The sequence below is a fragment of the Hyphomicrobiales bacterium genome (genome assembly GCA_017642935.1).
In the GTDB taxonomy this organism is placed as follows: domain Bacteria; phylum Pseudomonadota; class Alphaproteobacteria; order Rhizobiales; family MH13; genus MH13.
This window is the reverse complement of the sequence record JAEPOK010000001.1, coordinates 1,071,160-1,094,987: the sequence shown is the minus strand read 5'-3', so window position 1 is coordinate 1,094,987 and position 23,828 is coordinate 1,071,160. Positions and strand designations below refer to the sequence as shown.

Genomic DNA, 23,828 nt, shown 5'->3' with positions numbered 1-23,828 from the left:
TTTGGCCGCTTTGATAGCGGGCCGGGCAGGGCGGTTAGCTCAGCTGGGAGAGCATCTCGTTTACACCGAGAGGGTCGGGGGTTCGAGCCCCTCACCGCCCACCAAGGTTTTGCTTTTCAAAACCGTCGGCATGGCAGGCGTTTGCGGAGCAAATGCCAAGAATGCCGCCTGGAATCGGTTTCAGCTTTCTTCTTCTATCCATCTAAACCGTGCGACTTACGGAGTTTGCCGAGCACGGAAAAATGCGTGCAAACCGCGTTTCCATCCAAACGTTGGCAAAGTGGAAAATGTCTAACCAATTCCACCCATTGATGTGCATCAAGAGCATTGAAATATAAAGAGAAAACGGCTTGGCACGGTTCTCGCAATTGATCTCCTGATGCGCTGCGCGCGCCGCATGACGTCACCGTCTTGACGGCACCTGCGATGACAGCGGCTTTGGAGGAAACCGATGGCCAATCTTGAAACCTTTTACGATGTGATGCGTCGGCAGGGCATATCTCGCCGATCCTTCCTGAAGTTCTGTTCGCTGACGGCGGCGGGGCTGGGGCTTGGGCCATCTTTCGTGCCGCAAATCGCCAACGCCATGGAGACCAAGCCGCGGCTGCCGGTGCTCTGGTTGCACGGTCTTGAATGCACCTGTTGTTCTGAAAGTTTCATTCGATCGGCGCACCCGCTGGCCAAGGATGTCGTCCTTTCGATGATCTCGATGGATTATGACGACACGATCATGGCGTCCGCCGGCACACAGGCCGAAGCGATCATCGATGAGGTGATTGAGGAGCATCGCGGCAATTACATCGTCGCTGTTGAGGGCAACCCGCCGCTTAACGAAGATGGCATGTACTGCATCGTTGGCGGCAAGCCCTTTGTCGATCAGCTGCGCCACGCCACGGAACACGCCAAAGCGGTCATCTCTTGGGGCTCCTGCGCCTCCTGGGGTTGCGTGCAAGCAGCCCGTCCGAACCCAACGCGCGCCACACCGGTGCACCAGGTCATCACCGACAAGCCTTTGATTAAAGTGCCAGGCTGCCCGCCAATCGCCGAGGTGATGACGGCCATCATCACCTACATGGTCACCTTTGATCGCTTCCCTGAGCTTGACCGCCAGGGCAGGCCAAAAATGTTCTACTCGCAGCGGGTCCACGACAAATGCTACCGCCGCCCGCACTTTGACGCCGGGCAATTTGTCGAAGCCTGGGATGATGACGCGGCGCGCCAAGGCTACTGCCTCTACAAGATGGGCTGCAAAGGACCGACGACCTACAACGCCTGTTCAACGGTGCGTTGGAACGGCGGCCTGACTTTCCCGATCCAGGCCGGCCACGGCTGCATCGGCTGCTCCGAAGACGGCTTTTGGGACAATGGATCGTTCTACGACCGTCTCACCGACATTCAGCAATTTGGCATTGAAGCCAACGCCGATCAGGTCGGCATGGCAGCTGCTGGCGTTGTTGGCGCCGCAACCGCCGTCCATGCGGCGGCCAGCGCCGTCAAACGTGCCCGGTCATCCGGCCCATCAACCGCCCAACCAGCCGCACAGGAGGGGCAGGATCAATGAGCGCTTTCACAACGCCGAACGGCTTCAACATTGACGATTCCGGCGCCCGCGTGGTCGTCGATCCGGTCACCCGGATCGAAGGGCACATGCGCTGCGAGGTGAACATCGATGAGGACAACATCATCCGCAACGCGGTATCCACCGGAACCATGTGGCGCGGGCTGGAAGTGATCTTGAAAGGTCGCGACCCGCGTGATGCCTGGGCTTTCACCCAGCGGATCTGCGGTGTTTGCACCGGCACCCATGCGCTTACCTCCGTACGCGCTGTGGAAGATGCCCTTGGCATCACAATTCCGGAAAACGCCAATTCGATCCGCAACATCATGCAGCTTGCGCTGCAGGCGCATGACCATTTGGTCCATTTTTATCATCTGCATGCGCTGGACTGGGTGAACCCGGTCAATGCGCTTAATGCTGATCCGCGGGCGACGTCGCGCCTTCAGCAGCGTATCTCGCCAAGCCATGCCAAATCCTCGCCCGGCTACTTCCGCGACACGCAAAATCGGCTGCGGGCATTTGTGGAGTCCGGTCAGCTCGGTCCGTTCCGGAACGGCTATTGGACCAATCCGGCCTACAAGCTTCCACCGGAAGCCGATCTGATGGCAGTTACGCACTATCTGGAAGCACTCGATTTCCAGAAGGACATCTCCGCCATCCGCGCGATCTTTGGCGGCAAGGATCCGCACCCCAACTGGCTTGTCGGTGGCGTACCGTGCGCGATCAACATCGACGGCACCGGCTCGGTCGGCGCGCTCAACATGGAAAACCTTGGACGGGTTTCTCAGCTCATCGATCGGACGATCGAGTTCATCGACAATGTCTATGTGCCTGACCTTCTGGCCATCGCCGGTTTCTACAAGGACTGGCTCTATGGCGGCGGGATCTCCAGCCAAAATGTGCTGAGCTACGGTGATATTCCTGATGTCGCCAATGACTTCTCAGCGGGCAATCTGATGATGCCGCGCGGCGCTATCATCAATGGCGATCTATCGACCATTCATGAGGTGGATCTGCGCGACACCGAGGAAATCCAGGAGTTTGTGCCGCACTCCTGGTACAGCTACGCCGATGAAAGCGTGGGCCTGCATCCTTGGGACGGGGTTACCGAGCCAAACTACGAGCTTGGGCCAAACCTTGTCGGCACACGCACCAACATCGAACGCATCGATGAGAGCGCGAAATACTCCTGGATCAAGGCGCCGCGCTGGAAAGGCCATGTGATGGAGGTGGGACCCCTGTCGCGCTACATCATTGGCTACGCGCAGGGCAATCCGGAGTTCAAGGAACCTGTCGACCAGGTCCTATCGGCCCTCGATGTGCCGGTCTCGGCGTTGTTCTCGACCCTTGGACGCACGGCTGCGCGTGGTCTGGAAGCCTCCTGGGCTTCGCATAAGATGCGCTACTTCTTCGATAAGATGATGACCAATATCCGCAATGGCGATGAGAACACCGCCAACGTGACCAATTGGGACCCATCAACCTGGCCCGCCGAGGCGCAGGGCGTTGGCTTCACAGAGGCGCCGCGCGGTGCGCTAGGCCACTGGATCAAGATCAAGGACACCAAGATCGACAATTACCAGTGCGTTGTGCCGACGACCTGGAACGGCACCCCGCGCGACAGCGAAGGCAATATCGGCGCGTTTGAAGCAGCGCTGATGAACACGCGCGTGGAGCGCCAGGATGAGCCGGTGGAAATCCTCCGCACGCTCCATTCCTTCGATCCGTGCCTTGCCTGTTCGACCCATGTGATGGGGCCGGACGGCGAAGAAAAAGCCACCGTCAAAGTGCGATAGGAGACCATCCCAATGACCAAATCCATGATCCTTCGCACACTGGCTGCTCCAACCGCCTTTGTCGCCACATTGACCAACGCCTTCGCCCATCCCGGTCACGGGCAAGGTCATCACCTCCACTTGGAGGAGGTCGCGCAAGCTTGGTATCAAACGATCACCATTCCCGCCCTTGGCTTAGGCGTGGTGGTTGCCATCGGCGTTGCCGCCTATCTTGCGCTGCGACCAGCACGCCGACGGCGCTTTGATCCATCTGGTGATGCGTCATGAGCACCACCGACATCGATCCCAACACGATCGCGGTGCCTGATCATGTCGATGATCCGGCCCATCCGGTCCATGTCGAGCAGGCGGTCTACGTCTACGAGGCACCGGTCCGGTTGTGGCATTGGATCAATGCGCTCGCGATCCTGGTGCTTTGCGTGACCGGCTATTTCATCGGCTCACCGCTTCCGAGCATTGGCGGCGAAGCCAGCGACCATTTCGTCATGGGCTATATTCGTTTTGCCCATTTTGCCGCGGGCTATGTGCTCGCCATCGCGTTCCTCGGCCGCATCTATTGGGCCTTCGTCGGCAACCACCATGCGCGCGAAATCTTCCTGCCGCGCGTCTGGTCCGGTGAGTGGTGGATGGGCGTCGTGCATGAGCTGCGCTGGTATCTGTTCCTCGCCAAAGAGCCGAAAAAGTATGAGGGTCATAACCCGTTAGCGGTACTCGCGATGCACATCATGCTCGTCTGGGGCACGATCTTCATGATCGTCACCGGCATGGCGCTCTACGGCGAAGGCACTGGGATGGACAGCTGGCAATTCCAGGTCTTCACATCCTGGGTCATGCCGCTCTTCGGCAACTCCCAGAACGTCCACACCTATCATCACCTGGTGATGTGGCTGATCATCGTGTTCATCATCGTGCATGTCTATGCGGCCATTCGCGAGGACATCATGTCCCGCCAAACCATCGTTTCTTCGATGATTTCCGGGTGGCGCTCTTTCCGCGATGGGCGCAATGACTGATGGGAAAAGGGCCTAGCCTGCCCGCGAAAGCACGTAAGTAAAAACGGCGTATTTCCTGACCGGGATTACGCCGTTTTTCTGCGCACGATAGGTATTAAGGCTCTGAAAAATATCAAATATTAGCCGGTAATCATAATCGATAGGGCAGGCCAGATACCCACTAAGTCTAGTTAAGTGGTAATACGCTTTCCAGCACCGGCACTGCGCTGGTTAGCTTGCTTCCAACTCTCCAGATCAACGCGCAGCGCCGCCAACCAAGAGCCGCGCACGCAGGGCAGGAAACCGGTATGGAAGACGCCAAATCTCCCAGCATCCTCGTGCTTGGCATCGGCAATCTGCTCTGGGCCGATGAAGGCTTTGGCGTGCGGGTCGTGGAAGAGTTTCATCGCCATTACGAGGTCCCGGAGAACGTCCGTGTCCTCGATGGCGGCACACAAGGCGTCTACCTTGTCCAGCATGTGCGCGAGGCCGATGTGCTCATCGTATTCGACGCGATCGATTACGGACTGGAACCGGGCACGATGAAACGCGTGGAAGGCGACGACGTCCCACGCTTCCTGGGTTGCCGCAAAGTTTCCCTGCATCAGACCGGGTTTCAAGAAGTCATCATGATGGCTGAGATGATGGGCGACCTGCCGCACACTATGGTGCTGATCGGGGTCCAACCGGTTGAGCTGGATGACTTCGGTGGCAGTTTGCGACCAGAGGTGCGTAGCCAGATCGAACCGGCCATCGCGATGGGCATCAAAGAGCTTGAAAAGCTTGGTGTATCCGTTGTGCGTCGTGCTGAACCGCTGCCCGAAGAGCATGGGCTTGCCGGCGAAGAGATGCGTCTCTCGCGCTATGAGGGCGAGCGTCCTGACGAACGCGAAGCCTACCGCCACGGCGATCCGCGCATTGTTTTCTCCCACGCACCAGAATCGGCCTGAACGATGTGCGTCGGCGTCCCCATGCGGGTCCTTGCCCATCAAACTGAAGCACTCATGGCGCCATGCGTGACACGCGAGGGTACGGTTCGCTCCATTGACCTGGCCTTGGTTGGTCCGCAAGGCGAGGGCGCCTGGGTGCTGACCCACCAAGGCGCTGCGCGTGAGGTGATTGACGCGACAATTGCCGATGCCATCGCCGACGCGCTTCAAGCTGTTGAACTGGCGATGCGCGGCGGGCCAGTCGATGCGGCATCCATTGACGATCTCTTCCCCGACCTTGCTGGGCGCGAGCCTGAGCTTCCACCGCATTTGCGCGCGCAACTGAATGCCACCGATCCGTCCTCTGGAGATGCCTCATGATTCAACCTGAACCCGTCGCCGCTCCGCTCATCGAGCGCTTGATCACCCATTATGGCTATGACGAGTTGAAGGCGGACACGCTCGAAGCCTTCGTCAAAGCGCCAGGCGATGCGGTGATCTTCGCTGCGGGTGACTTCAATCGGTTGGACGAGACTGCCGATGTGGCGGTCGTGTTGCCTGAGTTGATCTCGGCCTTTCCTGATACCTTCCGCGTTGGCGTGACACGCGACCGTGAAACCGAGATGGCGGTGCAGCGCATGTACCGGTTCAATGCCTTCCCAGCGCTGGTCTTCACCCGCGACGGTGGCTGGCTCGGCACCATTCAGCGCATGCAGGACTGGTCGGACTATCTGCGCGATGTTCGGGGATTCCTGGCGAGCGAACCACAGGAGCCGCCGCGCTTCGAGTTTCCCGATGGCTGCAATGTGGCGGCGCCAACGCTGGTCAGCGCGCCTGATCCCAATGACACCGCGGCCATCCAGGCGCGAAACTGAATCAAGGACTTTTGCCATGAGCGATGATGCAAACGACGACCGCGAGCACGCCTTGATGTTTCCAGGCCCGGTCGTCGGACCAGGCAGTCAGCCCGAGGAAGATGACGGTGCAGAGCTTGATTACATGGTCATGCCAGAAGGCATGAGCGTCTACTCAGCGCCCTATTTGCCCGAGCCGGACGAGCTGGCCGGGCGCACGGCAACCATGGAGGTTCTCAATCGTGTTGCGGAAGGCCTTGCGGCCTTCAAGGTCGGAGACAAGCCAATCGCCTATGATGTCTCTGACCTGGACGCAGCCAACCGCGAACTGCTGGATCAGATCCTTGGCGAGGGCGAGGTTTCGATGATCGCCGGTGGTTTGGCGCAAGCGCAGGAATCGGTGCTCGCGGGTGTTTGGCGTGTGCGATTGACGAACCCGGATGGCGCGCTGGTCTCCGATAGCATCGAAATTGGCCCATTCCCCAACACGGTGCTGCAATTGGCCTTTCGCGGCGCACGCGATCGCTTGGCGACCGACGCCGAGGTTCTTGAGGGCGTGGCCAACGCGCCGGCGCTGGTCACCGAGATCAATGCTGAATTGGCCGAGCGCGAGCAGGTGTCCAAGGACGAGCCGCATGTGATCAACCTCTCGCTGCTGCCCTTAAGCGAGCAAGATGTGACCTATCTCGGATCACTCCTCGGCTATGGACCGGTCACCGTGCTGTCGCGCGGCTATGGCAATTGTCGCATCCAATCGACCGCCACGCGTGGGGTTTGGGCTGTACAGTTCTTCAACAGCCAGGACACGCTCATCCTCAACACCATCGAAGTGACAGACGTGCCGCTGATGGCCTGCGCCGCGCAGGAGGATATCGACGACAGCGCGCAGCGCCTGGTCGAAATCCTGAAGGTCTATCAGTGATGGACGATGTGCGCGGCCAGAACTTCTTTGCTGGGTCCTACGGCGGCAACGCTGACAAGATTGGCCCGACAACGAAGCTGGAATGCAAGATCTGCTGGCATGTCTACGACCCGGCGATCGGCGATGATTATTGGCAGATTCCGGCCGGTACACCGTTTTCCGCGCTGCCCGACAGCTGGAGCTGCCCCAACTGCGATGGCAAGCGCGAGGAGTTTCTGGTGCTTGAGGACGGCGCCTGAGAATGGAGGAAGTCGCCGCCCTTTACGCTCTGGTCGAAGAAACCTTCGAACACATCCAAAAAGACCGCATGCAGGATGTACCGATCCTCAACACTGACCTATCGGTGGCCGCGGTTGGCTTCCGTGAGCACGTCATGGGCGGGAAACCGGCTTTTGTTGGATGCCTGGTCACGCCCTGGTTCATCAACCTGTTTGCCATTGCGGCAAGCCCTCAGGCCGATGGCGTAACGGGGGATGCGGCGGTGACCGAGACGGTGGAACATCTTTTCCCGTCTGGCAGCTATCCCTTTCTTGTCTGCGAAGAAAAAGCGCTTGGACGTTTTGCCATGTGCTCGCTTTTCTCTCCGGTCCACGAACTTGAGGATCAAGATGCTGCGCTCGCCGTCGCTGAAGCAGCGCTAGACGAACTCTTCGATGGCGATGGGCGAACAGAGCCGTCCAAGGAGGAGGCTGCCGTTGCCACAATGTGGCGCGAAGGGCGCTGGGTGACGCCGCCAGAACCTGAGGCGGCCGGCGTGACTCCGAATAAGGATCCCGTGCCAAGCAGACGGGCGGTCATCACCGCCGGTCTGGCATCCGGCGAGGCAGGCGAATGAACGCGCCAGTTTCCTCCATTGAAGGGTTCATCGAGATCGCGCTCTCGCGCGACATTGATGGCCGGTGTGTTCCCACCATCACCTCGACACGCCCGTTCAATCTCCCGCGCACATTTGTCGGCAAATCGGCGGAGACGGTTGCTGCAAGCGTTGGTTTGCTTTTCAGCCTTTGCGGGCAAGCGCAGCGCGCCGCAAGCCTCGGCGCCCTTGAGGCGGCGATGGGCCTACCCGTGGCCGAAGATGTCTTGAAGACGCGCGCGCAAGCCGTTCGCGCTGAGGCCATCCGCGAAGCCGTCCTGCGCAGCAATCCTGATTTCGGAAGCGCCGTCCGCAAGGTCGTGCAGCAAGCCCATCGCGTCGCTGAAGCGGCAAAACCTGCCTTTGTGCTGGGTAGCCAGACCTCCATCGACCTTTCCGGCGACCTTGATGCCCTGGCCGATTTGGCTCGACCGCTGGTCGGCAGGCGAACAGGCCTGCTCAGTGATCACGGCATCGCCGAACTGACGCCGGACAGCCTCGCCGATGCAGATTTGCTGCCCAACGGCTTGGACGATAGCGGTTTGGCAGACATGCCAACCGTCAATGGCGAGCCTCGCTGGACGCGCGGGGCCATCTCGCAAGGAGACACACCGCTTTATGCCTACCGTCTCGGCGCATTTGGCTGGGGCGTTGCGAGCGTCCTGACCGCGCGTGGGCTGCTGACGCATGCGGCGCGAGTCAACGATGGCGTCGTTACCGCGTATCGCATCACCGCGCCGACGGAATGGAATTTTCACCCCAAGGGTATCGTTGCCAAGGCGCTGGCAATGCTCCCGACTAACACGGATTGGGTCGCCGGCGCGCGCGTGATTGTTGATGCCATCGATCCATGCGTGGAAGCGCATATCCGCTTTGAGGAGCCTAGCCATGCATGAAATGGCGCTCTGCGAGGCGATTGTTCAAACCCTGGAAGACCAAGCGGCGACGCACGCCTACACCAAAGTGAAGCGTGTGCGCCTGTCGGTCGGACCGCTCTCTTGCGTTGAGCCAGAAGCGCTGAAGTTCTCCTTCGATGCCTGCTCACGCGGCACGCTCGCCGACGGCGCGGCGCTCGAAATCCTTCCCGCTGAAGGGGCCGCCTGGTGCTTTGGCTGCTCAGAAAGCTTTCCTGTAACCGCCCACGGCGAAGCCTGCCCAAAATGCGGCGGTCATCAGGTTCAGGTCACCGCGGGCGATGAGTTCAAAATCAAAGACATGGAGGTCGTCTGATGTGCGGCGTATGCGGCTGCGGAAGCGGCCAGAAAACCCTGGATGGCAAGGCGCTGGATCACGACCATGGCGACCATCACCACCATGAACATGGCCACGATCATGTTCATCATCACGCGCATGACCAGCATGGCCATTCCCACGCGCCGGGGCTCGATGGCGCGCGCATGGTGCAGATCGAAATGGACATCATGGCTAAGAATGATGGCTATGCGGCTCAAAACCGCGCCCGCTTCGCCGAGCGTGGTCAATTGGTCCTGAACCTCGTTTCCTCACCGGGGTCCGGCAAGACATCGCTGCTCGTTCGCACCTTGAACGATCTGAAAAACGACATGGCCGTTGGCGTCATCGAAGGCGACCAACAGACGGCCAACGACGCGGACCGCATCCGCGCCACCGGCGTGCCAGCGGTGCAGCTCAACACCGGCAAAGGCTGTCATCTGGATGCGCACATGATCGGTCACGCGCTGGATGATTTGCCGCTGGCTGACGGTGGCGTGCTCTTCATTGAGAATGTCGGCAATCTGGTCTGCCCGGCAGGTTTCGATTTGGGCGAAGCGCACAAAGTCGTCGTGCTCTCGGTCACCGAGGGCGAAGACAAGCCGCTTAAATATCCTGACATGTTTGCCGCAGCCGATCTGATGCTGCTCAACAAGATCGATCTTCTGCCGCATCTGGATTTCGATGTGGACGATGCCATCGCCAACGCCAAGAAAATCAATCCACGAATCCGCGTGCTCCAGGTTTCAGCCCGCTCCTGCGAAGGCATGGACGATTGGTACGCTTTCCTCCGTGCAGCTTCGCAACTCGCCGGCATTGGTCACCACACCCACGCCACCCAGGCAGCTGAATAGGAGCATCCCATGTGCCTTGCCCTGCCTGCTGAAGTGATCACCACCGATGCCGACCAGGAGACCGCGATTGTCTCGCTCGGCGGCGTCAAGAAGACGATCTCCACCGCACTGCTCGATACAGTCGCACCAGGCCAGTTCGTGCTCGTTCATGTGGGATACGCGCTCAACCTGGTCTCGCAGGAAGAGGCCGATGCGACGCTCAAAGCCATGCAGGAAGCGGGGCTGATGGACGAGGCCATCGCCGGAAATCTTCAGGAGGCTCCGCGATGAAATATGTCGACGAATATCGCGACAAAGACACCGCCGCCGCGCTCGCTCGCACCATTGCGTCCGAGGCCGACACGGGCCGCGACTATGCGATCATGGAGTTTTGCGGTGGCCATACGCACGCGATCTTCCGCTATGGCGTGCAGGATCTCATGCCGCAGAATGTCGCGTTCATCCACGGTCCAGGCTGCCCGGTATGCGTGCTGCCCAAGGGGCGCATCGACAATGCCATTGAACTTGCCCGCGACCATGGCGTGATCCTCTGTACCTATGGCGACATGATGCGCGTGCCGGCGACCAAGCGCGTCTCGCTGCTCAAAGCCAAGGCCGAGGGCGCGGACATCCGCATGGTCTATTCCAGCCAGGACGCCCTTCGTATTGCCCGTGAGAACCCGACTCGCGAGGTGGTGTTCTTCGCCATCGGGTTCGAGACCACGACGCCGCCAACAGCAGTCGCCCTGCGTGATGGCAAGCGCGAAAATCTGAAGAACTTCAAGGTGTTCTGCAATCACGTGCTGACCCCTTCGGCCATCCAGCACATTTTGAACTCGCCGGAAGTGCGCACGATGGGCGCGGTCACCATCGACGCGTTTTTGGGGCCAAGTCACGTCTCATCGGTCATTGGCTCGGCGCCGTATGAATACTTCGCGCAAGAGTTTCAGAAGCCTGTTGTGATCGCCGGATTCGAGCCACTCGACGTCATGCAGTCGGCCTTGATGGCGATCCGCCAGCTCAACGAGGGCAGGGCGGAGGTGGAAAACCAATACACCCGCGTCGTCACCCGCGAGGGCAACCTCAAGGCACAAGAGCTGGTGTCGGAAACCTTTGAACTGCGGCCCAGCTTTGAATGGCGCGGCCTGGGTTCGGTCCCATACTCCGCGCTGCGCATCCGCGATGCCTTCGCCGATTTCGATGCCGAGCGTGTCTACGCCATCGAAACCAAACCGACCGCCGATGTGAAGGGGTGCGAGTGTCCATCCATCTTGCGCGGCGCGAAAAAGCCCACCGATTGCAAACTGTTCGGCACGGTTTGCACACCGGAAAATCCAATTGGGTCCTGCATGGTGTCCTCCGAAGGTGCCTGCGCCGCCTATTGGAGCTATGGCCGCTTCCGCGCACCGGAGCATGACGAGACGTGGGAAGTGACACAAGAAGAACTAGCCGAAGAGCTCTCCGAGATGGAGGCCGCCGAATGAACCAGATGAACCAGCCTCAGTTCACGGTCCCGCTCAACCGGCGCAAGGGCACGATTGAGATGAACCATGGCGCCGGTGGCCGGGCGATGGTGCAACTCATCCAGGAACTGTTCCAGACCCACCTGTCCTCGCCGGAGCTGTTGGCCGGCAATGATGGGGCATCACTGGCGATGCCCGCCGGTCGGATGGTCATGGCGTGCGATGCCCATGTGGTCTCGCCGTTGATCTTTCCCGGTGGCGATATTGGCGCGCTCTCGGTTCACGGCACGATCAATGACGTCGCCATGATGGGCGCCAAACCGCTCTATCTATCGGCGGCTTTCATCCTGGAAGAGGGTTTTCCGCTTGCTGACCTTGAAACGATTGTCGCCTCCATGGGTCGCGCGGCACGCGAGGCGGGCGTACCCATCGTCACCGGCGACACCAAGGTCGTTGAACGTGGCAAAGGCGATGGGGTTTTCATCACGACCACCGGCGTCGGCGTTGTGCCGGACGGTATCAACCCTTCCGGCGACAAAGCGCACCCGGGTGATGCTGTCATCGTGTCTGGCACCATTGGCGATCACGGCATTGCCATTCTCTCCAAGCGTGAGAACCTCGATTTTGAGACCGAAATTCGATCCGACAGCGCCGCCCTTCATACTATGGTTTCGGACATCATCGCGACCGGTGCCGAGCTTCACGTCATGCGTGATCCGACGCGTGGCGGCGTGGCAACCACACTGAACGAGATTGCCCAACAGTCCGCCGTTGGTATTCAAATCCGCGAAGCCGATATCCCAGTAAAACCGGAAGTCGCGGCGGCCTGCGAACTGCTTGGCATTGACCCACTGACCATTGCCAACGAAGGCAAGATGCTCGTCCTTTGCCCGGCTGTGGGCGCGGACAAGGTGCTCACCGCGATGCGCGCCCATCCTCTGGGTCAGGATGCGGCAATTATCGGCTCAGTTAGCGATGATCCGCACCATTTCGTCCAAATGGAAACGACTTTTGGCGGCAGCCGCATGATCGATTGGCTCACCGGCGAACAGCTGCCGAGGATCTGCTGAGCGATGCGCATTCTGCTCCTCATTCACGGCTTCAATGCGCTCTCGCAGCGGCTTTATGTCGAGCTGCGCGAGGCTGGCCATGAGGTGACCATCGAGTTTGATGTCAGCGATGCCTCGACCCTTGAGGCTGTTCGGCTCGCCGCGCCCGATCTCATTCTTGCGCCCTATCTGAAGCGCAAAATCCCGGCAGCCGTCTGGAGACACCATCTCTGTTTGGTGCTTCATCCCGGTCCGCCTGGTGATGCGGGTCCAGCGGCGCTCGACTGGGCGATTTTGGACGGTGCGCGCGATTGGGGCGTCACCCTGTTCGAAGCCACTGACGAATATGATTCCGGCCCCATCTGGGCAACGCGGTCTTTCCCGATCCGTGCGGCCACCAAGGCCAGCCTCTATCGCCATGAAGTGACCGAGGCGGCCATCGCCTGTTTCTTCGAGGCCATCGATGTGATCGATGCCGGTCAGCGCTTGCCGCCTCAACAATTGCCCCAAACACAGCGGTTCCGCCACACACCGCGCCAACGTGACCGCGCCATAGACTGGCAGGCTGACACGACCGATGATGTTTTGCGTAAGCTGTACGCATCGGACGGCACACCAGGCGTTCGATCGGTCATAGGCACCGGCATGGTGCATCTGCACGACGGCCACCGGGCCATCGGATTGACCGGTAGACCGGGTGCCATGATCGCGCGTTCTGGGTCAGCCGTGGCAATCGCCACCCGCGATGGGGCGGTTTGGATCGGGCACATGCGCAACGCCGCCAGCAACCATCCGTTTAAGTTGCCTGCCGCTCAAATCGTTGATGCCAGCCATCTGCCCGAGGTGCGGGGGTATGACGACATCACCTATCGCGAAGCCGGTCCGATAGGCTTTTTGAGCTTCGCTTTTCTCAATGGCGCGATGGGGACGCAGGCCTGCGAACGTCTGCTTTACGCCTACGAAAAGGCGTTGGCCCGGCCGACCAAGGTTCTTGTATTGGAAGGTGGGCAAGACGTCTGGTCCAACGGCATGGATCTCAACCTCATCGAGGCCGCACCCAATCCCGGTGATGAATCCTGGCACAACATCAACGCCATGGATGATTTGGCCGAAGCGGTGCTGCGCACCGACGACAAGCTGACGGTCGCTGCTGTGGGTGGAAACGCCGGCGCCGGCGGCGTCTTTCTGGCCCGTGCCTGCGATAAAGTTTGGCTGCGCGCAGGTGTCGTGCTGAACCCGCATTACAAAGATATGGGCAACCTTTTTGGCTCCGAGTTTTGGACCTATTCGTTGCCGCGATTCACCTCACCTGAACAGGCCGATGCCATCGCTTCCAACCGTTTGCCGATGGGCGCGCGTGAGGCGGAGCGTCTAGGACTTGCCGATCTCGTCATCGACGGTTCCCGCGCCGACTTCCACGAAGCCGTCGCACGCCGGGCCGAGCAACTGGCAGGTGGCAAGTGGTCTGACAGGATCGAGGAGAAGAGCGCTTGCCGGAACGATGATGAGGCCGACAAACCGCTTGCGGCCTACCGCGCTGAAGAACTGGCGAAAATGCGCCAAAACTTCTTTGGCTTTGACCCAAGTTACCACATCGCCCGCTCCAACTTCGTGCGCAAAGTGCCCAAGGCCCGAACGCCGCTTAACTTGGCGCAGCATCGCAACATCAATGGTTCCTGGAACACCGGCAGTTCGCTTGAGGAAGCATCATGAGCGATCCGGCGCTGGTCCTGTTTGTCTGCAACCAAGACACCCTGCATGTCCGGTTTCAGACGCTTGCCGCTGGATTGGCGGTCATCGCAACGGCCGCCTCGCTGAACGAGGCCGAGGCATGCCTCGATGAGGAATGGGTGCGGGTGGTCGTCATCGACCGACGTCACGCGCAGGCCGATAAGGTCCGACAGCTGATCGCAGCTCGCTGGCCCGATGTGATCTGCCTTTATGTGCAGCCTCAGGGAACAGCTTTTTCCACCGCTTCATCGCACAACGAGCCAGTACTCGCGCTTCCCTTAAGGCGAACGGCTGTGCGGTCGGCACTGTCTCAAGCGCTCGACGATTATGATACGGACCGCAAGGCCAGCGTCGCCAAGGCACAGGACCTGGTGGAAGCTGCCGCAAGGTCGAAAACGCCAGAAGGATTGCAGGATGACGGGATCGTGCGGGCAGCCGACAGCCCGATGGCCGATGTGTGCGAAAAGCTCGCGCAGATCGCCCATTACGACATTCCCGTTCTCTTGATGGGCGAATCGGGTACCGGCAAAGAACTGGCCGCCCGAGCATTGCACGCGCGCTCGCTGCGCTGGAACAAACCCATCGTCGTTGAGAACTGCGCGGCGCTGCCTGATGAGCTGCTGGAAAGCGAATTGTTCGGCCATGTGCGCGGGGCGTTTACCGGCGCTCTCAATGACCATGAAGGCATGTTTGCGCGCGCCGATGGTGGCACGATCTTCTTGGATGAGATCGGCGAGATCTCACCGGCATTTCAGGTTAAGCTCCTGCGTGTGCTGCAAGAGGGAGAGGTTCGTAAGCTTGGCGGCCAGGAAACCGAGCGTGTGGATGTGCGGGTCATCGCCGCCACCAATCGTGATTTGGAAGAAGATGTGAAAGCCGGACGGTTTCGCGAGGATCTTTACTACCGCCTGACGACCGTCACCATGGCGCTACCGGCGCTGCGCGAACGGGTGATGGACATTCCGGTGCTCGCCAACGCTTTCCTGAAGCAATGCGAGGAGGATTTCGGCAAGTCGCTGGCGGGCTTCTCGCAAACCACAATGGACGCCTTGGAAGCCTATGAGTGGCCCGGCAATGTGCGCGAGCTTCACAATGAAATCAAACACATGGTCGTTATGGCCAAGCCTGAATCCGCCATTGATTCGGAGGCACTTTCGCCGCGCCTGGTAAGCCGGCTGGCCCAAGAAACGGCGATGGAAACGCCAGAACTGCCAAACGCCGAAATTGCCCATTCATTCATGAGCGCTGACGAGGGTAGCCTCAAAGAGCGCATCGAAGCGTTGGAAGCGCGCATCCTTTCCGAGACGCTTGATCGCCATCGCTGGAACAAAAGCCGCGCGGCTCGTGAGTTGGGCCTGTCGCGGGTGGGACTGCGAGCAAAGCTAGACCGCTACGGCATCGCGCCCGCAACGTTGCGGGAAACCGCCAGCGCCTTCTGATGGACGTGCGCTCATCCTTCGCCGCCGAGCGCATCCGGGTGAGGGGCCTTGTGCAGGGCGTTGGGTTTCGCCCGTATGTGTGGCGGCTGGCTTGCGGTCTGGGGTTGGTTGGAACAGTGCGCAACGACAGCGACGGCGTCCTGATCACCGTCGCTGGTGAGCGCGAGGCGATCGAAATCTTCCATGCGCGGCTGCGCGAGGAAGCACCAAAGCTGGCGCGGATCGATGCGGTGGAGGCAAGTCCCTGGCTGCCCGAGACATTTCCCAGCGATTTATCAATCGTTGCCAGCGCTGACGGCATCACCGCCACGGGTATTGTTCCCGATGCCGCGACATGTCCAGAATGCCTGGCAGAAAGTCGCGACTATCGCCCAGTTAGTCGCGACTTTTGGCCCATTGGTCGCGACAAACAGCCCCTTAGTCGCGACAAACAGCCCCTTAGTCGCGACAAACCGACCAGACGGTCTGGCTACCCCTTCACCAATTGCACCCATTGCGGCCCGCGCCTGACGATCGTCAGATCGGTGCCCTATGATCGCGCCACGACCTCCATGGCACCCTTCGAAATGTGTGAGGCCTGCGCAGCGGAGTATGCCGATCCCGCCGACCGACGGTTCCACGCTCAGCCGATCGCATGCCCAAATTGTGGGCCACATTGCTGGGTCGAGTACGCCGATGGCACACACCACCCCACCGACACCCCGATCGAGCATATCGCGACACGCCTGAAGGCAGGCGAGATTGTCGCGATCAAAGGGCTGGGCGGCTTTCACCTCAGCTGCGATGCCGCCAACGCAGAGGCCGTGGATCGCCTGCGCGCGCGCAAACGCCGCGATTCCAAACCGCTGGCCGTGATGGTGCGTGACCTCGACATGGCGAGAAGCTTTGCATCGGTCAACGAACTTGAAGCCGAAGCCCTAGCAAGTTCCGCTGCGCCCATCGTTTTGCTGAAACCCAAGGGCAAATTGCTGGCCAAAAACGTGGCAATGGGTCAGCCAACGATCGGCATTATGCTCGCCTACACGCCATTGCATCACCTGCTGCTCGACGCCTTCAGCGGCCCGTTGGTCATGACCTCGGGCAATGCCAGCGATGAGCCGCAGGCTATCGACAATCAGGAAGCGCGCGACCGGCTTTGCGGCATCGCCGATGCTTTTTTGATGCACAATCGGGATATCGTGAACCGGGTCGATGACAGTGTGGGCCGGGTCGAGCGTGGAGCTTTCCGGATCATCCGGCGGGCGCGGGGGTATGCGCCAGCGCCGCTGCCCTATCCGCCCGGTTTCCCGCAGAATCGCAGGATCCTGGCGATGGGCAGCGAGCTGAAAAACACGTTCGCGCTGACGACGCCCGCCGGCGTCGTGCTCTCACCGCACTGCGGCGATCTCGACCATCCCTTGGCGGCCGGCGCTTATCGCCAGATGATTGCGCTCTTTGAGCAACTTTTTGACGTTGAACCGGACGCCATCGCTGTCGATGCCCATCCTGACTATTTGTCCACGCAGACCGGCCTCAGCAAAGCCGCTGACCTTGGGATTCCGGTCAAAACCACCGATCACCACCACGCCCACATTGCCTCGGCGCTTGGCGAGAACAGGGTCCCGCTTGACACGCAGCCAGTCCTTGGCATCGCGCTGGATGGGTTGGGTCTTGGACCTGACGGCGGCCTGTGGGGTGGAGAGTTCCTTGTTGCCGACTATCGAACCGCGACGAGGGTCGCAGGCCTGCCAGCGGTCGCCATGCCGGGCGGCGAGCGTGCGGCCAAAGAGCCTTGGCGCAACTTGGTCGCCCATCTCCATGCGGCCTGTATCGATCCTCTTGAGAGCGGCGCCGACCCATCCTCGGTGAAGACGCTGGTGGGCATGATCGAGAAGGGTTTGAACGCGCCGCTGGCGTCGTCCGCCGGTCGGCTGTTTGATGCCTTTGCGGCGCTTCTCGGGCTCCATGCGAAACGTGTTGGGTTTGAAGGTCAGGCGGCCATGGCCGTGGAAGCGCTCGCGTCAGAGGCGCTAGCCACCCGGGCAAGTGAACAGCAAACGCCATACCCCATCGCCGTCCAAACCTATGGCGAAAACATCAACACCGATTCGCAGCTATTGGGTCACACCGGCCTTTGGCAGGCGGCACTGCGCGATAGAGCCAAGGGAACCGACCCGGCAGTCATGGCGTGGCGTTTTCACGCAGGCTTGGCCGAGGCCGTGGCGGCGACCACGGTGACACTGGCCAAGAACCGGGGCCTGCAAACGGTTGCGTTTTCCGGCGGCGTTTTTCTCAACCGCCTGCTTAGCGAGATGATCGAAGGCAAGCTCCGGCGCGCCGGGCTCCAGGTGCTTTCCCATCAAGCCGTTCCCTGCAATGATGGCGGCCTCTCCCTGGGACAGGCTCTCATCGCGCTTGCCCGCAGCAAATGATGCACGCACATGGCTGAACCGGCGACCGCCTTGAAAAAACATCCGCAGTTCGAGGCGGCCATGCGGGCGACGCACTCGCGCCCGGCTTTGCCTGTCAAGGCGCCTGCCGAGATCAACCATGCCATCGTGCTGGCCGGAGAGGCCGACCAGGGCAATGATCGCCGCCGTTTTGTCGACGCCGTGGAGGCCATCGGCTGGGAGGTGATTCAGGAAAGCACCGGCGAGGTGCTGGCCGTCAAAGACCGCAGCACGATGAAATGGGAACGGCACACCGAGTTCATCTCGTTGACGGCGGTCGCTGGCGAAAAGCTCGGCAACACCGAAACCTCGCAGGCCTTTGAATCGACGCTGCAAGAACTCGCCGAGGACTATCAGCCAGAAGAGGATCGCGAGGTCGGCATTCTGTCGCGAACCCGCGTCCTGGTCGGCATGCCTGGCGACAGTTTGGCGATCAAGCGCGCGGATACGCCGGTGCAGCGGGTATTGGTCGTTGGCGACAACATTCAGGTCGAAACCACGTTGCTGCACGACAGCGCGAAAATGGTGGAGTACCGCGCGACCCTCATCAACGACGATGCCGCGCCGATGAGTCCGCGCCGCGTTGGGCGTTTTGTACAACGGCTGATTGAAATCGAAGGCTATCGGTTGCTCGCCTATTTGGCGGTTCCGATGATGCAGCGCATCGGCCCTAGAGTCTCCGCACTGGAAGCCCGGGTCAACGAAATTGCCCAACGGGCAGCGCTTGATCCCAAGCCTGATGAAGAAGCGGCCATTTTGACCGAACTCACCAACCTGTCGGCTGAGCTGCAATCCATTGGCTCAGCTTCTGAGTTTCGCTTCGCCGCCTCGCTTGCCTATGCCGCCATTGTCGATGAGCGCCTGGAATCCCTGCGTGAACAACGCATTGAGGGCTCGCAGCGTATATCCACGGCCATCAAGCGCCGGCTTGATCCGGCGATGCGCAGCTGCAATGCGCTGCTCCGCCGCCAGCAAAAAATCGCCGAACGCATTGGCTATGTGACCGAGCTCTTGCGCACACGCGTCGATCTGGCGCTGCAGGACCAGAATGCGGCGGTACTGCAAAGCATAGATCAGCGCGCCCGCGCCCAGCTACGCCTGCAACAGGCGGTGGAAGGCCTGTCGGTCGCGGCCATCACCTATTACACGCTCGGCATCATCTATTATCTGGTGAAGGGCATCCCGATCGAATATGGCGCTCTCTCGAAGGACGCGGTACAGTCCCTGTTCGTGGTACCGGTCGGATTGCTGGTTTACTTCGGTCTGCGCCGGGTTCGTGCGCGCAATGAGGCGGCCGATCGCGATGCGAACGAGGGCTGAAAACTGGCCTGATTTCCCCAAGTCGCTGATGGTGCGAAAAAGGCGGCGCGATCCTGCTTGACTTGCCCCATGCCCTGCCTTATCCCGGCGCATCTCTAACGCATTCACAGCGTTTCGCGCGGCTGTAGCTCAGTTGGTTAGAGTGCCGGCCTGTCACGCCGGAGGTCGCGGGTTCGAGCCCCGTCAGCCGCGCCATTTTCCCGCACCCTGCCGAAACGACCCGGAACCGGTTTCGCCGGCTCGCGTGATGCGCTAGCTTAGATCAGCTCCGCAGATCGACTTTTACAAAAGGCGGGATTGACCTCATCCGCCAGTTGGATAAGCACGGGGCTTGAGGAATAGCGAAGACTCAAAGGAGGCGCGCTGTGGAAGCGTTGCTCGCGGAATACCTGCCGATTCTTGTGTTTTTCGGGCTGTGTTTGGTGATCGGCCTAGCCCTTTTAGTGGCACCTTTCGTGGTCGCCTACAAAAACCCTGATCCGGAAAAACTCTCCGCGTATGAGTGCGGCTTCAACGCCTTTGACGATGCCCGTATGAAGTTCGACGTGCGCTTCTATCTGGTCGCTATTCTCTTCATCATATTCGACCTTGAAGTTGCCTTCCTTTTCCCCTGGGCCGCGACGTTCGGCGACCTTGGCTTGTTCGGTTTCTGGTCCATGATGGTGTTCCTGGCCGTGCTGACCATCGGCTTCATCTATGAGTGGAAGAAGGGTGCGCTGGAATGGGATTGATCGACCAAAAAGGTGAACCTCTTCGCGCTGCCGCTGAAGGTGGCGGCACACTTGTTGCGCCCAAACCGGTCGGCGCCACCGATGCGTCCGGCAAGCCTGTTGGCTGGGATGATCCCTTTTACACCGGCGTGAACGACGAACTGGCCGACAAGGGCTTTCTGGTTACCTCCACCGACAACCTTATTCAGTGGGCGCGCCAAGGCTCGCTGATGTGGATGACGTTCGGCCTTGCCTGCTGCGCCGTTGAAATGATGCAGATGTCGATGCCGCGCTATGATGCGGAACGTTTCGGCTTTGCACCGCGCGCTAGCCCGCGTCAGTCCGATGTGATGATCGTCGCCGGCACGTTGACCAACAAAATGGCACCGGCGCTGCGCAAGGTTTACGACCAGATGCCGGAACCGCGTTATGTGATTTCCATGGGCTCCTGCGCCAATGGCGGCGGCTATTATCACTACTCCTATTCGGTGGTGCGCGGCTGCGACCGCGTGGTGCCAGTGGATATTTATGTGCCGGGCTGCCCACCGACCGCAGAGGCACTGCTCTACGGCGTGTTGCTTTTGCAGAAAAAGCTTCGCCGCACCGGCACCATTGAGCGCTGACCCAGCGCGAACGCGACCCGATAACCGCACCTGAGACCCAAATGGCTGATGTGAATAGCGAACAGGATGATGCGCTCGGCGAACTGGCCGAGACGCTGGCCGCGAGCCTCGACATGGAGGCCGATGAGGTCGGTATCGCCCACGGCCATCTGACGGTGCGCGTCGGGATCAACGATCTGTTTCAGGCGATCCGCACCCTGCGCGATGATCCAAAACTTGCCTTCGTCAACATCATCGACATTTGCGGCGTGGATTACCCGGCCCGCGAGCGCCGTTTCGACGTCGTCTACCATTTCCTGTCGCCGACCCAGAACGCCCGTGCCCGTGTGATCGTCGAGACCGATGAGCGCACGCCCGTGCCCTCGATCACAGAGCTCTTTCCCGGAGCTGAATGGTTCGAGCGCGAGGCTTATGATCTTTATGGCATTCTGTTCTCCGGCCACCCGGATTTGCGTCGCCTGCTGACTGATTATGGGTTTGACGGCCATCCGCTGCGCAAGGACTTCCCGCTGACGGGATTTGTCGAGGTGCGCTACGACGACGAACAGAAGCGCGTTCTTTACGAGCCGGTGCGTCTCAACCAGGAATTTCGCGACTTCGACTTTCTCTCACCCTGGGAGGGCACAGATTACGTGATCCCGGGCGATGAGAAGGCGACCGAAGAGAAGGCTGGCTGATATGAATGTGATGCCAACCAACACGACCGGCGAAACGCAGGTCCGCCAGTTCAACATCAACTTTGGCCCGCAGCATCCTGCGGCCCACGGCGTGCTGCGCCTTGTGTTGGAGTTGGACGGTGAGATCGTTGAGCGCGTTGATCCGCATATCGGGCTGCTCCATCGCGGCACCGAAAAACTGATTGAGCACAAGACCTATCTGCAGGCGATCCCGTATTTCGACCGCCTCGATTACGTTGCGCCAATGAACCAGGAGCACGCATTTGCCCTGGCCGTTGAGCGTCTGATGGGCATTGAAGTGCCGCGCCGCGGTCAGCTGATCCGTGTGCTTTACTCCGAGATCGGCCGCATCCTTTCGCATCTCCTCAACATCACCACGCAGGCGCTCGACGTTGGCGCGCTGACGCCGCCGCTTTGGGGCTTTGAAGAGCGCGAAAAGCTGATGGTGTTTTATGAGCGCGCCTGCGGGGCCCGCCTGCACGCTGCCTATTTCCGCCCTGGCGGTGTGCACCAGGACCTACCGCAGGATTTGATCGACGATATCGACACCTGGTGCGATGAGTTCTTGCCGGTTGTCGACGATATCGATCAACTGCTGACCGGCAACCGCATTTTTAAGCAGCGCAATGTCGATATCGGCGTTGTGACGCTCGATGAATGCTGGGCCTGGGGCTTCTCCGGCGTCATGGTGCGCGGCTCGGGCGCCGCTTGGGATTTGCGCAAAAGCCAGCCTTACGAGAACTATGACGAGTTCGAGTTCGACGTCCCCATCGGTAAGAACGGCGATTGTTACGACCGTTATCTGATCCGTATGGAAGAGATGCGCCAATCAACCTCAATCATGAAGCAGGCGATTGCCAAGCTGAATGCCCCAGAGGGCAAAGGTCCGGTCGCCAACACAGACAACAAGGTGGTGCCGCCCAAGCGCGCCGAGATGAAGAAGTCGATGGAAGCGCTTATCCATCACTTCAAGCTCTACACCGAAGGCTATCACGTGCCCGAGGGCGAAATTTACGCCGCCGTTGAAGCGCCAAAAGGCGAGTTCGGCGTCTATCTCGTCTCTGATGGCTCAAACAAACCTTATCGCTGCAAAATCCGCGCGCCAGGCTTTGCGCATTTGCAGGCGATGGACTTCATCTGCCGTGGGCACCAGCTGGCTGACGTTTCGGCCATTCTTGGCTCGCTCGACATCGTGTTTGGGGAAGTGGACCGCTAGGCCGCTTCACAAGGAATAGGGGCAGGCGCGCGGCGCGTGCCCATCAAGGAAAGACTGACTTCATGGCTGTTCGCCGCCTCCACGAAGAACAACCCGAAAGCTTTGCTTTCACGCCCGACAATGAGAATTGGGCCAAAGAGCAAATCGGCAAGTACCCGGAAGGCCGCCAGGCTTCGGCGGTGATCCCGCTGCTATGGCGTGCGCAGGAGCAGCATGAGGGCTGGCTGCCGGAACCGGCGATCCGTGCCGTCGCTGAAATGCTGGAGATGCCCTATATCCGCGTGCTCGAAGTTGCGACCTTCTACACCATGTTTCAGCTGCAACCGGTGGGCAAAAAGGCCCACATTCAAGTCTGCGGCACGACACCCTGCATGCTGCGCGGGGCCAATGATCTGAAGGATGTGTGCCGCCGCAAGATCGCTGAAAACCAGTTTGAGTTGTCGGAAGACGGCAACTTCTCTTGGGAGGAGATGGAGTGTTTGGGCGCCTGCGTGAACGCGCCGATGCTGCAGATCTTCAAGGACACCTATGAGGATCTGACACCAGAAAAGCTGGAGCAGCTGATCGACGATATTGCGGCGGGCAAACCGATCACGCCCGGGCCGCAAAACGGACGCCATTTCTCGGTGCCGGAAGGTGGATTGACGACGCTGGTTGATTTCGACGGTGGGCCCGAAGGCGGCGTTCCGCAGCCGCAGGTGGTCAATGGCGCGACGGAAACCATTGATTCGGTTGCAGGTTTCGCGCTGAACGGCGGTGGCGACAAACCAGCAGCGGCGAAAAAGGCGCAGCCGAAAGCGCCCGCAAAGTCCGCCAAAGCAACTTCAAAAGCGGCAGCCTCCAAGGCCGCGATGCCGCAAGCCAAGGCGGAAAAAGCCGCCAAGCCGAAACCGACAGGCTCGGCAAGCGAAGCCGCAGCGCGATCGCAACCGGAAGATGCCAGCGACGGCGCGGCCAAAAAGCCGAAAATGCTGAAAAAGGCGCGTGCCGCCGGCGCCGATGATCTGAAACAGATCAAGGGTATCGGCAAAGTCTTGGAAGACAAACTCAACGGGCTCGGCGTCTTCCATTTCGACCAGATCGCCGCCTGGACAATCGAAGAAGTGAACTGGGTGAACGACCACCTGTCCTTTAAGGGGCGCATCCAGCGCGAAGAGTGGATTCCGCAGGCTAAAACGCTTGCTGAGGAGAGCAAAGCATGACC

General features: G+C 60.2%; 25 protein-coding genes and 2 tRNA genes. All 27 read left to right on the top strand.

Features of this window, described 5'->3' with window-relative positions; genetic code table 11:
• The first annotated feature begins 28 nt into the window (after nucleotides 1-28).
• The 27 genes from JJ917_05220 to nuoE all read left to right on the top strand — a co-directional run bounded on the left by JJ917_05220 (nucleotide 29) and on the right by nuoE (nucleotide 23,826).
• Nucleotides 29-104, top strand: a tRNA-Val gene (locus JJ917_05220).
• Between the two features lie 347 nt (nucleotides 105-451).
• Nucleotides 452-1,561, top strand: a complete 1,110-nt coding sequence (locus JJ917_05215) for a hydrogenase small subunit (GenBank protein ID MBO6698214.1) — start codon at nucleotides 452-454, stop codon at nucleotides 1,559-1,561.
• Nucleotides 1,558-3,354 carry a nickel-dependent hydrogenase large subunit gene (locus JJ917_05210; protein ID MBO6698213.1) on the top strand — a complete coding sequence of 599 codons (1,797 nt, stop codon included), beginning with the start codon at nucleotides 1,558-1,560 and terminating at the stop codon, nucleotides 3,352-3,354. Before JJ917_05215 ends, JJ917_05210 begins: the two co-directional genes overlap by 4 nt.
• A 12-nt stretch (nucleotides 3,355-3,366) precedes the next feature.
• Nucleotides 3,367-3,621, top strand: a complete 255-nt coding sequence (locus tag JJ917_05205; protein ID MBO6698212.1) for a hypothetical protein — start codon at nucleotides 3,367-3,369, stop codon at nucleotides 3,619-3,621.
• A complete protein-coding gene (cybH, locus tag JJ917_05200) occupies nucleotides 3,618-4,367 on the top strand; it encodes a Ni/Fe-hydrogenase, b-type cytochrome subunit (protein MBO6698211.1) in 750 nt (249 codons plus the stop codon). The genes JJ917_05205 and cybH overlap by 4 nt, the downstream gene beginning before the upstream one ends.
• A 287-nt stretch (nucleotides 4,368-4,654) precedes the next feature.
• Nucleotides 4,655-5,296 carry a HyaD/HybD family hydrogenase maturation endopeptidase gene (locus JJ917_05195; GenBank protein MBO6698210.1) on the top strand — a complete coding sequence of 214 codons (642 nt, stop codon included), beginning with the start codon at nucleotides 4,655-4,657 and terminating at the stop codon, nucleotides 5,294-5,296.
• A 3-nt stretch (nucleotides 5,297-5,299) separates the two neighbouring features.
• Nucleotides 5,300-5,656 carry a HypC/HybG/HupF family hydrogenase formation chaperone gene (locus JJ917_05190; GenBank protein ID MBO6698209.1) on the top strand — a complete coding sequence of 119 codons (357 nt, stop codon included), beginning with the start codon at nucleotides 5,300-5,302 and terminating at the stop codon, nucleotides 5,654-5,656.
• A complete protein-coding gene (locus JJ917_05185; GenBank protein MBO6698208.1) occupies nucleotides 5,653-6,150 on the top strand; it encodes a hydrogenase-1 expression HyaE in 498 nt (165 codons plus the stop codon). Before JJ917_05190 ends, JJ917_05185 begins: the two co-directional genes overlap by 4 nt.
• A 55-nt stretch (nucleotides 6,151-6,205) precedes the next feature.
• Entirely contained in the window at nucleotides 6,206-7,051 is an 846-nt protein-coding gene (locus tag JJ917_05180; GenBank protein MBO6698207.1) for a hydrogenase expression/formation protein, read from the top strand.
• Entirely contained in the window at nucleotides 7,051-7,290 is a 240-nt protein-coding gene (locus JJ917_05175; protein ID MBO6698206.1) for a rubredoxin, read from the top strand. The genes JJ917_05180 and JJ917_05175 overlap by 1 nt, the downstream gene beginning before the upstream one ends.
• Before the next feature lie 2 nt (nucleotides 7,291-7,292).
• Nucleotides 7,293-7,886 carry a [NiFe]-hydrogenase assembly chaperone HybE gene (hybE, locus tag JJ917_05170; protein MBO6698205.1) on the top strand — a complete coding sequence of 198 codons (594 nt, stop codon included), beginning with the start codon at nucleotides 7,293-7,295 and terminating at the stop codon, nucleotides 7,884-7,886.
• Nucleotides 7,883-8,800, top strand: a complete 918-nt coding sequence (locus tag JJ917_05165; GenBank protein ID MBO6698204.1) for a hypothetical protein — start codon at nucleotides 7,883-7,885, stop codon at nucleotides 8,798-8,800. The genes hybE and JJ917_05165 overlap by 4 nt, the downstream gene beginning before the upstream one ends.
• On the top strand, nucleotides 8,793-9,134 hold the full coding sequence (gene hypA, locus JJ917_05160; GenBank protein ID MBO6698203.1) for a hydrogenase maturation nickel metallochaperone HypA: 342 nt from the start codon (nucleotides 8,793-8,795) through the stop codon (nucleotides 9,132-9,134). Before JJ917_05165 ends, hypA begins: the two co-directional genes overlap by 8 nt.
• On the top strand, nucleotides 9,134-9,988 hold the full coding sequence (hypB, locus tag JJ917_05155; protein MBO6698202.1) for a hydrogenase nickel incorporation protein HypB: 855 nt from the start codon (nucleotides 9,134-9,136) through the stop codon (nucleotides 9,986-9,988). The genes hypA and hypB overlap by 1 nt, the downstream gene beginning before the upstream one ends.
• A gap of 9 nt (nucleotides 9,989-9,997) precedes the next feature.
• Complete coding sequence (locus tag JJ917_05150) at nucleotides 9,998-10,258, top strand: HypC/HybG/HupF family hydrogenase formation chaperone (GenBank protein MBO6698201.1); 261 nt, start codon at nucleotides 9,998-10,000, stop codon at nucleotides 10,256-10,258.
• Nucleotides 10,255-11,451 carry a hydrogenase formation protein HypD gene (hypD, locus tag JJ917_05145; GenBank protein ID MBO6698200.1) on the top strand — a complete coding sequence of 399 codons (1,197 nt, stop codon included), beginning with the start codon at nucleotides 10,255-10,257 and terminating at the stop codon, nucleotides 11,449-11,451. The genes JJ917_05150 and hypD overlap by 4 nt, the downstream gene beginning before the upstream one ends.
• Nucleotides 11,448-12,500 (top strand): hydrogenase expression/formation protein HypE, encoded by a 1,053-nt coding sequence (gene hypE, locus JJ917_05140; protein MBO6698199.1) that lies wholly within the window; start codon nucleotides 11,448-11,450, stop codon nucleotides 12,498-12,500. Before hypD ends, hypE begins: the two co-directional genes overlap by 4 nt.
• Before the next feature lie 3 nt (nucleotides 12,501-12,503).
• Nucleotides 12,504-14,192 (top strand): hydrogenase maturation protein, encoded by a 1,689-nt coding sequence (locus JJ917_05135; protein MBO6698198.1) that lies wholly within the window; start codon nucleotides 12,504-12,506, stop codon nucleotides 14,190-14,192.
• Nucleotides 14,189-15,649, top strand: a complete 1,461-nt coding sequence (locus JJ917_05130) for a sigma-54-dependent Fis family transcriptional regulator (protein MBO6698197.1) — start codon at nucleotides 14,189-14,191, stop codon at nucleotides 15,647-15,649. The genes JJ917_05135 and JJ917_05130 overlap by 4 nt, the downstream gene beginning before the upstream one ends.
• Nucleotides 15,649-18,060: a carbamoyltransferase HypF gene (gene hypF, locus JJ917_05125; protein MBO6698196.1), complete on the top strand. Its 2,412-nt coding sequence runs from the start codon at nucleotides 15,649-15,651 to the stop codon at nucleotides 18,058-18,060. The genes JJ917_05130 and hypF overlap by 1 nt, the downstream gene beginning before the upstream one ends.
• A gap of 9 nt (nucleotides 18,061-18,069) precedes the next feature.
• Nucleotides 18,070-19,398 carry a DUF3422 domain-containing protein gene (locus JJ917_05120; GenBank protein ID MBO6698195.1) on the top strand — a complete coding sequence of 443 codons (1,329 nt, stop codon included), beginning with the start codon at nucleotides 18,070-18,072 and terminating at the stop codon, nucleotides 19,396-19,398.
• A 118-nt stretch (nucleotides 19,399-19,516) separates the two neighbouring features.
• A tRNA-Asp gene (locus tag JJ917_05115) sits at nucleotides 19,517-19,593 on the top strand.
• A gap of 170 nt (nucleotides 19,594-19,763) precedes the next feature.
• On the top strand, nucleotides 19,764-20,129 hold the full coding sequence (locus JJ917_05110) for an NADH-quinone oxidoreductase subunit A (protein MBO6698194.1): 366 nt from the start codon (nucleotides 19,764-19,766) through the stop codon (nucleotides 20,127-20,129).
• Nucleotides 20,120-20,731 carry an NADH-quinone oxidoreductase subunit B gene (locus tag JJ917_05105; protein ID MBO6698193.1) on the top strand — a complete coding sequence of 204 codons (612 nt, stop codon included), beginning with the start codon at nucleotides 20,120-20,122 and terminating at the stop codon, nucleotides 20,729-20,731. The genes JJ917_05110 and JJ917_05105 overlap by 10 nt, the downstream gene beginning before the upstream one ends.
• Nucleotides 20,732-20,772: 41 nt before the next feature.
• Nucleotides 20,773-21,408: an NADH-quinone oxidoreductase subunit C gene (locus JJ917_05100; protein MBO6698192.1), complete on the top strand. Its 636-nt coding sequence runs from the start codon at nucleotides 20,773-20,775 to the stop codon at nucleotides 21,406-21,408.
• A gap of 10 nt (nucleotides 21,409-21,418) precedes the next feature.
• The gene (locus JJ917_05095) at nucleotides 21,419-22,624 is read left to right on the top strand and encodes an NADH-quinone oxidoreductase subunit D (GenBank protein ID MBO6698191.1); all 1,206 of its coding nucleotides are present in this window, start codon (nucleotides 21,419-21,421) and stop codon (nucleotides 22,622-22,624) included.
• A gap of 62 nt (nucleotides 22,625-22,686) precedes the next feature.
• On the top strand, nucleotides 22,687-23,826 hold the full coding sequence (gene nuoE, locus JJ917_05090; GenBank protein ID MBO6698190.1) for an NADH-quinone oxidoreductase subunit NuoE: 1,140 nt from the start codon (nucleotides 22,687-22,689) through the stop codon (nucleotides 23,824-23,826).
• The last annotated feature ends 2 nt before the right edge of the window (nucleotides 23,827-23,828 follow it).

Bases quoted from the DNA above. Each gene is read 5' to 3' on its own strand.
- hypD (MBO6698200.1), top strand. From the start codon at position 10,255: ATGAAATATGTCGACGAATATCGCGACAAAGACACCGCCGCCGCGCTC.
- JJ917_05205 (MBO6698212.1), top strand. From the start codon at position 3,367: ATGACCAAATCCATGATCCTTCGCACACTGGCTGCTCCAACCGCCTTT.
- JJ917_05190 (MBO6698209.1), top strand. From the start codon at position 5,300: ATGTGCGTCGGCGTCCCCATGCGGGTCCTTGCCCATCAAACTGAAGCA.
- JJ917_05215 (MBO6698214.1), top strand. From the start codon at position 452: ATGGCCAATCTTGAAACCTTTTACGATGTGATGCGTCGGCAGGGCATA.
- hypB (MBO6698202.1), top strand. From the start codon at position 9,134: ATGTGCGGCGTATGCGGCTGCGGAAGCGGCCAGAAAACCCTGGATGGC.
- JJ917_05180 (MBO6698207.1), top strand. From the start codon at position 6,206: ATGTTTCCAGGCCCGGTCGTCGGACCAGGCAGTCAGCCCGAGGAAGAT.
- JJ917_05210 (MBO6698213.1), top strand. From the start codon at position 1,558: ATGAGCGCTTTCACAACGCCGAACGGCTTCAACATTGACGATTCCGGC.
- JJ917_05105 (MBO6698193.1), top strand. From the start codon at position 20,120: ATGGGATTGATCGACCAAAAAGGTGAACCTCTTCGCGCTGCCGCTGAA.
- JJ917_05130 (MBO6698197.1), top strand. From the start codon at position 14,189: ATGAGCGATCCGGCGCTGGTCCTGTTTGTCTGCAACCAAGACACCCTG.
- JJ917_05195 (MBO6698210.1), top strand. From the start codon at position 4,655: ATGGAAGACGCCAAATCTCCCAGCATCCTCGTGCTTGGCATCGGCAAT.
- JJ917_05150 (MBO6698201.1), top strand. From the start codon at position 9,998: ATGTGCCTTGCCCTGCCTGCTGAAGTGATCACCACCGATGCCGACCAG.
- JJ917_05095 (MBO6698191.1), top strand. From the start codon at position 21,419: ATGCCAACCAACACGACCGGCGAAACGCAGGTCCGCCAGTTCAACATC.
- JJ917_05165 (MBO6698204.1), top strand. From the start codon at position 7,883: ATGAACGCGCCAGTTTCCTCCATTGAAGGGTTCATCGAGATCGCGCTC.
- JJ917_05100 (MBO6698192.1), top strand. From the start codon at position 20,773: ATGGCTGATGTGAATAGCGAACAGGATGATGCGCTCGGCGAACTGGCC.
- hypE (MBO6698199.1), top strand. From the start codon at position 11,448: ATGAACCAGATGAACCAGCCTCAGTTCACGGTCCCGCTCAACCGGCGC.
- cybH (MBO6698211.1), top strand. From the start codon at position 3,618: ATGAGCACCACCGACATCGATCCCAACACGATCGCGGTGCCTGATCAT.
- nuoE (MBO6698190.1), top strand. From the start codon at position 22,687: ATGGCTGTTCGCCGCCTCCACGAAGAACAACCCGAAAGCTTTGCTTTC.
- hybE (MBO6698205.1), top strand. From the start codon at position 7,293: ATGGAGGAAGTCGCCGCCCTTTACGCTCTGGTCGAAGAAACCTTCGAA.
- JJ917_05175 (MBO6698206.1), top strand. From the start codon at position 7,051: ATGGACGATGTGCGCGGCCAGAACTTCTTTGCTGGGTCCTACGGCGGC.
- JJ917_05185 (MBO6698208.1), top strand. From the start codon at position 5,653: ATGATTCAACCTGAACCCGTCGCCGCTCCGCTCATCGAGCGCTTGATC.
- hypF (MBO6698196.1), top strand. From the start codon at position 15,649: ATGGACGTGCGCTCATCCTTCGCCGCCGAGCGCATCCGGGTGAGGGGC.
- JJ917_05120 (MBO6698195.1), top strand. From the start codon at position 18,070: ATGGCTGAACCGGCGACCGCCTTGAAAAAACATCCGCAGTTCGAGGCG.
- JJ917_05135 (MBO6698198.1), top strand. From the start codon at position 12,504: ATGCGCATTCTGCTCCTCATTCACGGCTTCAATGCGCTCTCGCAGCGG.
- hypA (MBO6698203.1), top strand. From the start codon at position 8,793: ATGCATGAAATGGCGCTCTGCGAGGCGATTGTTCAAACCCTGGAAGAC.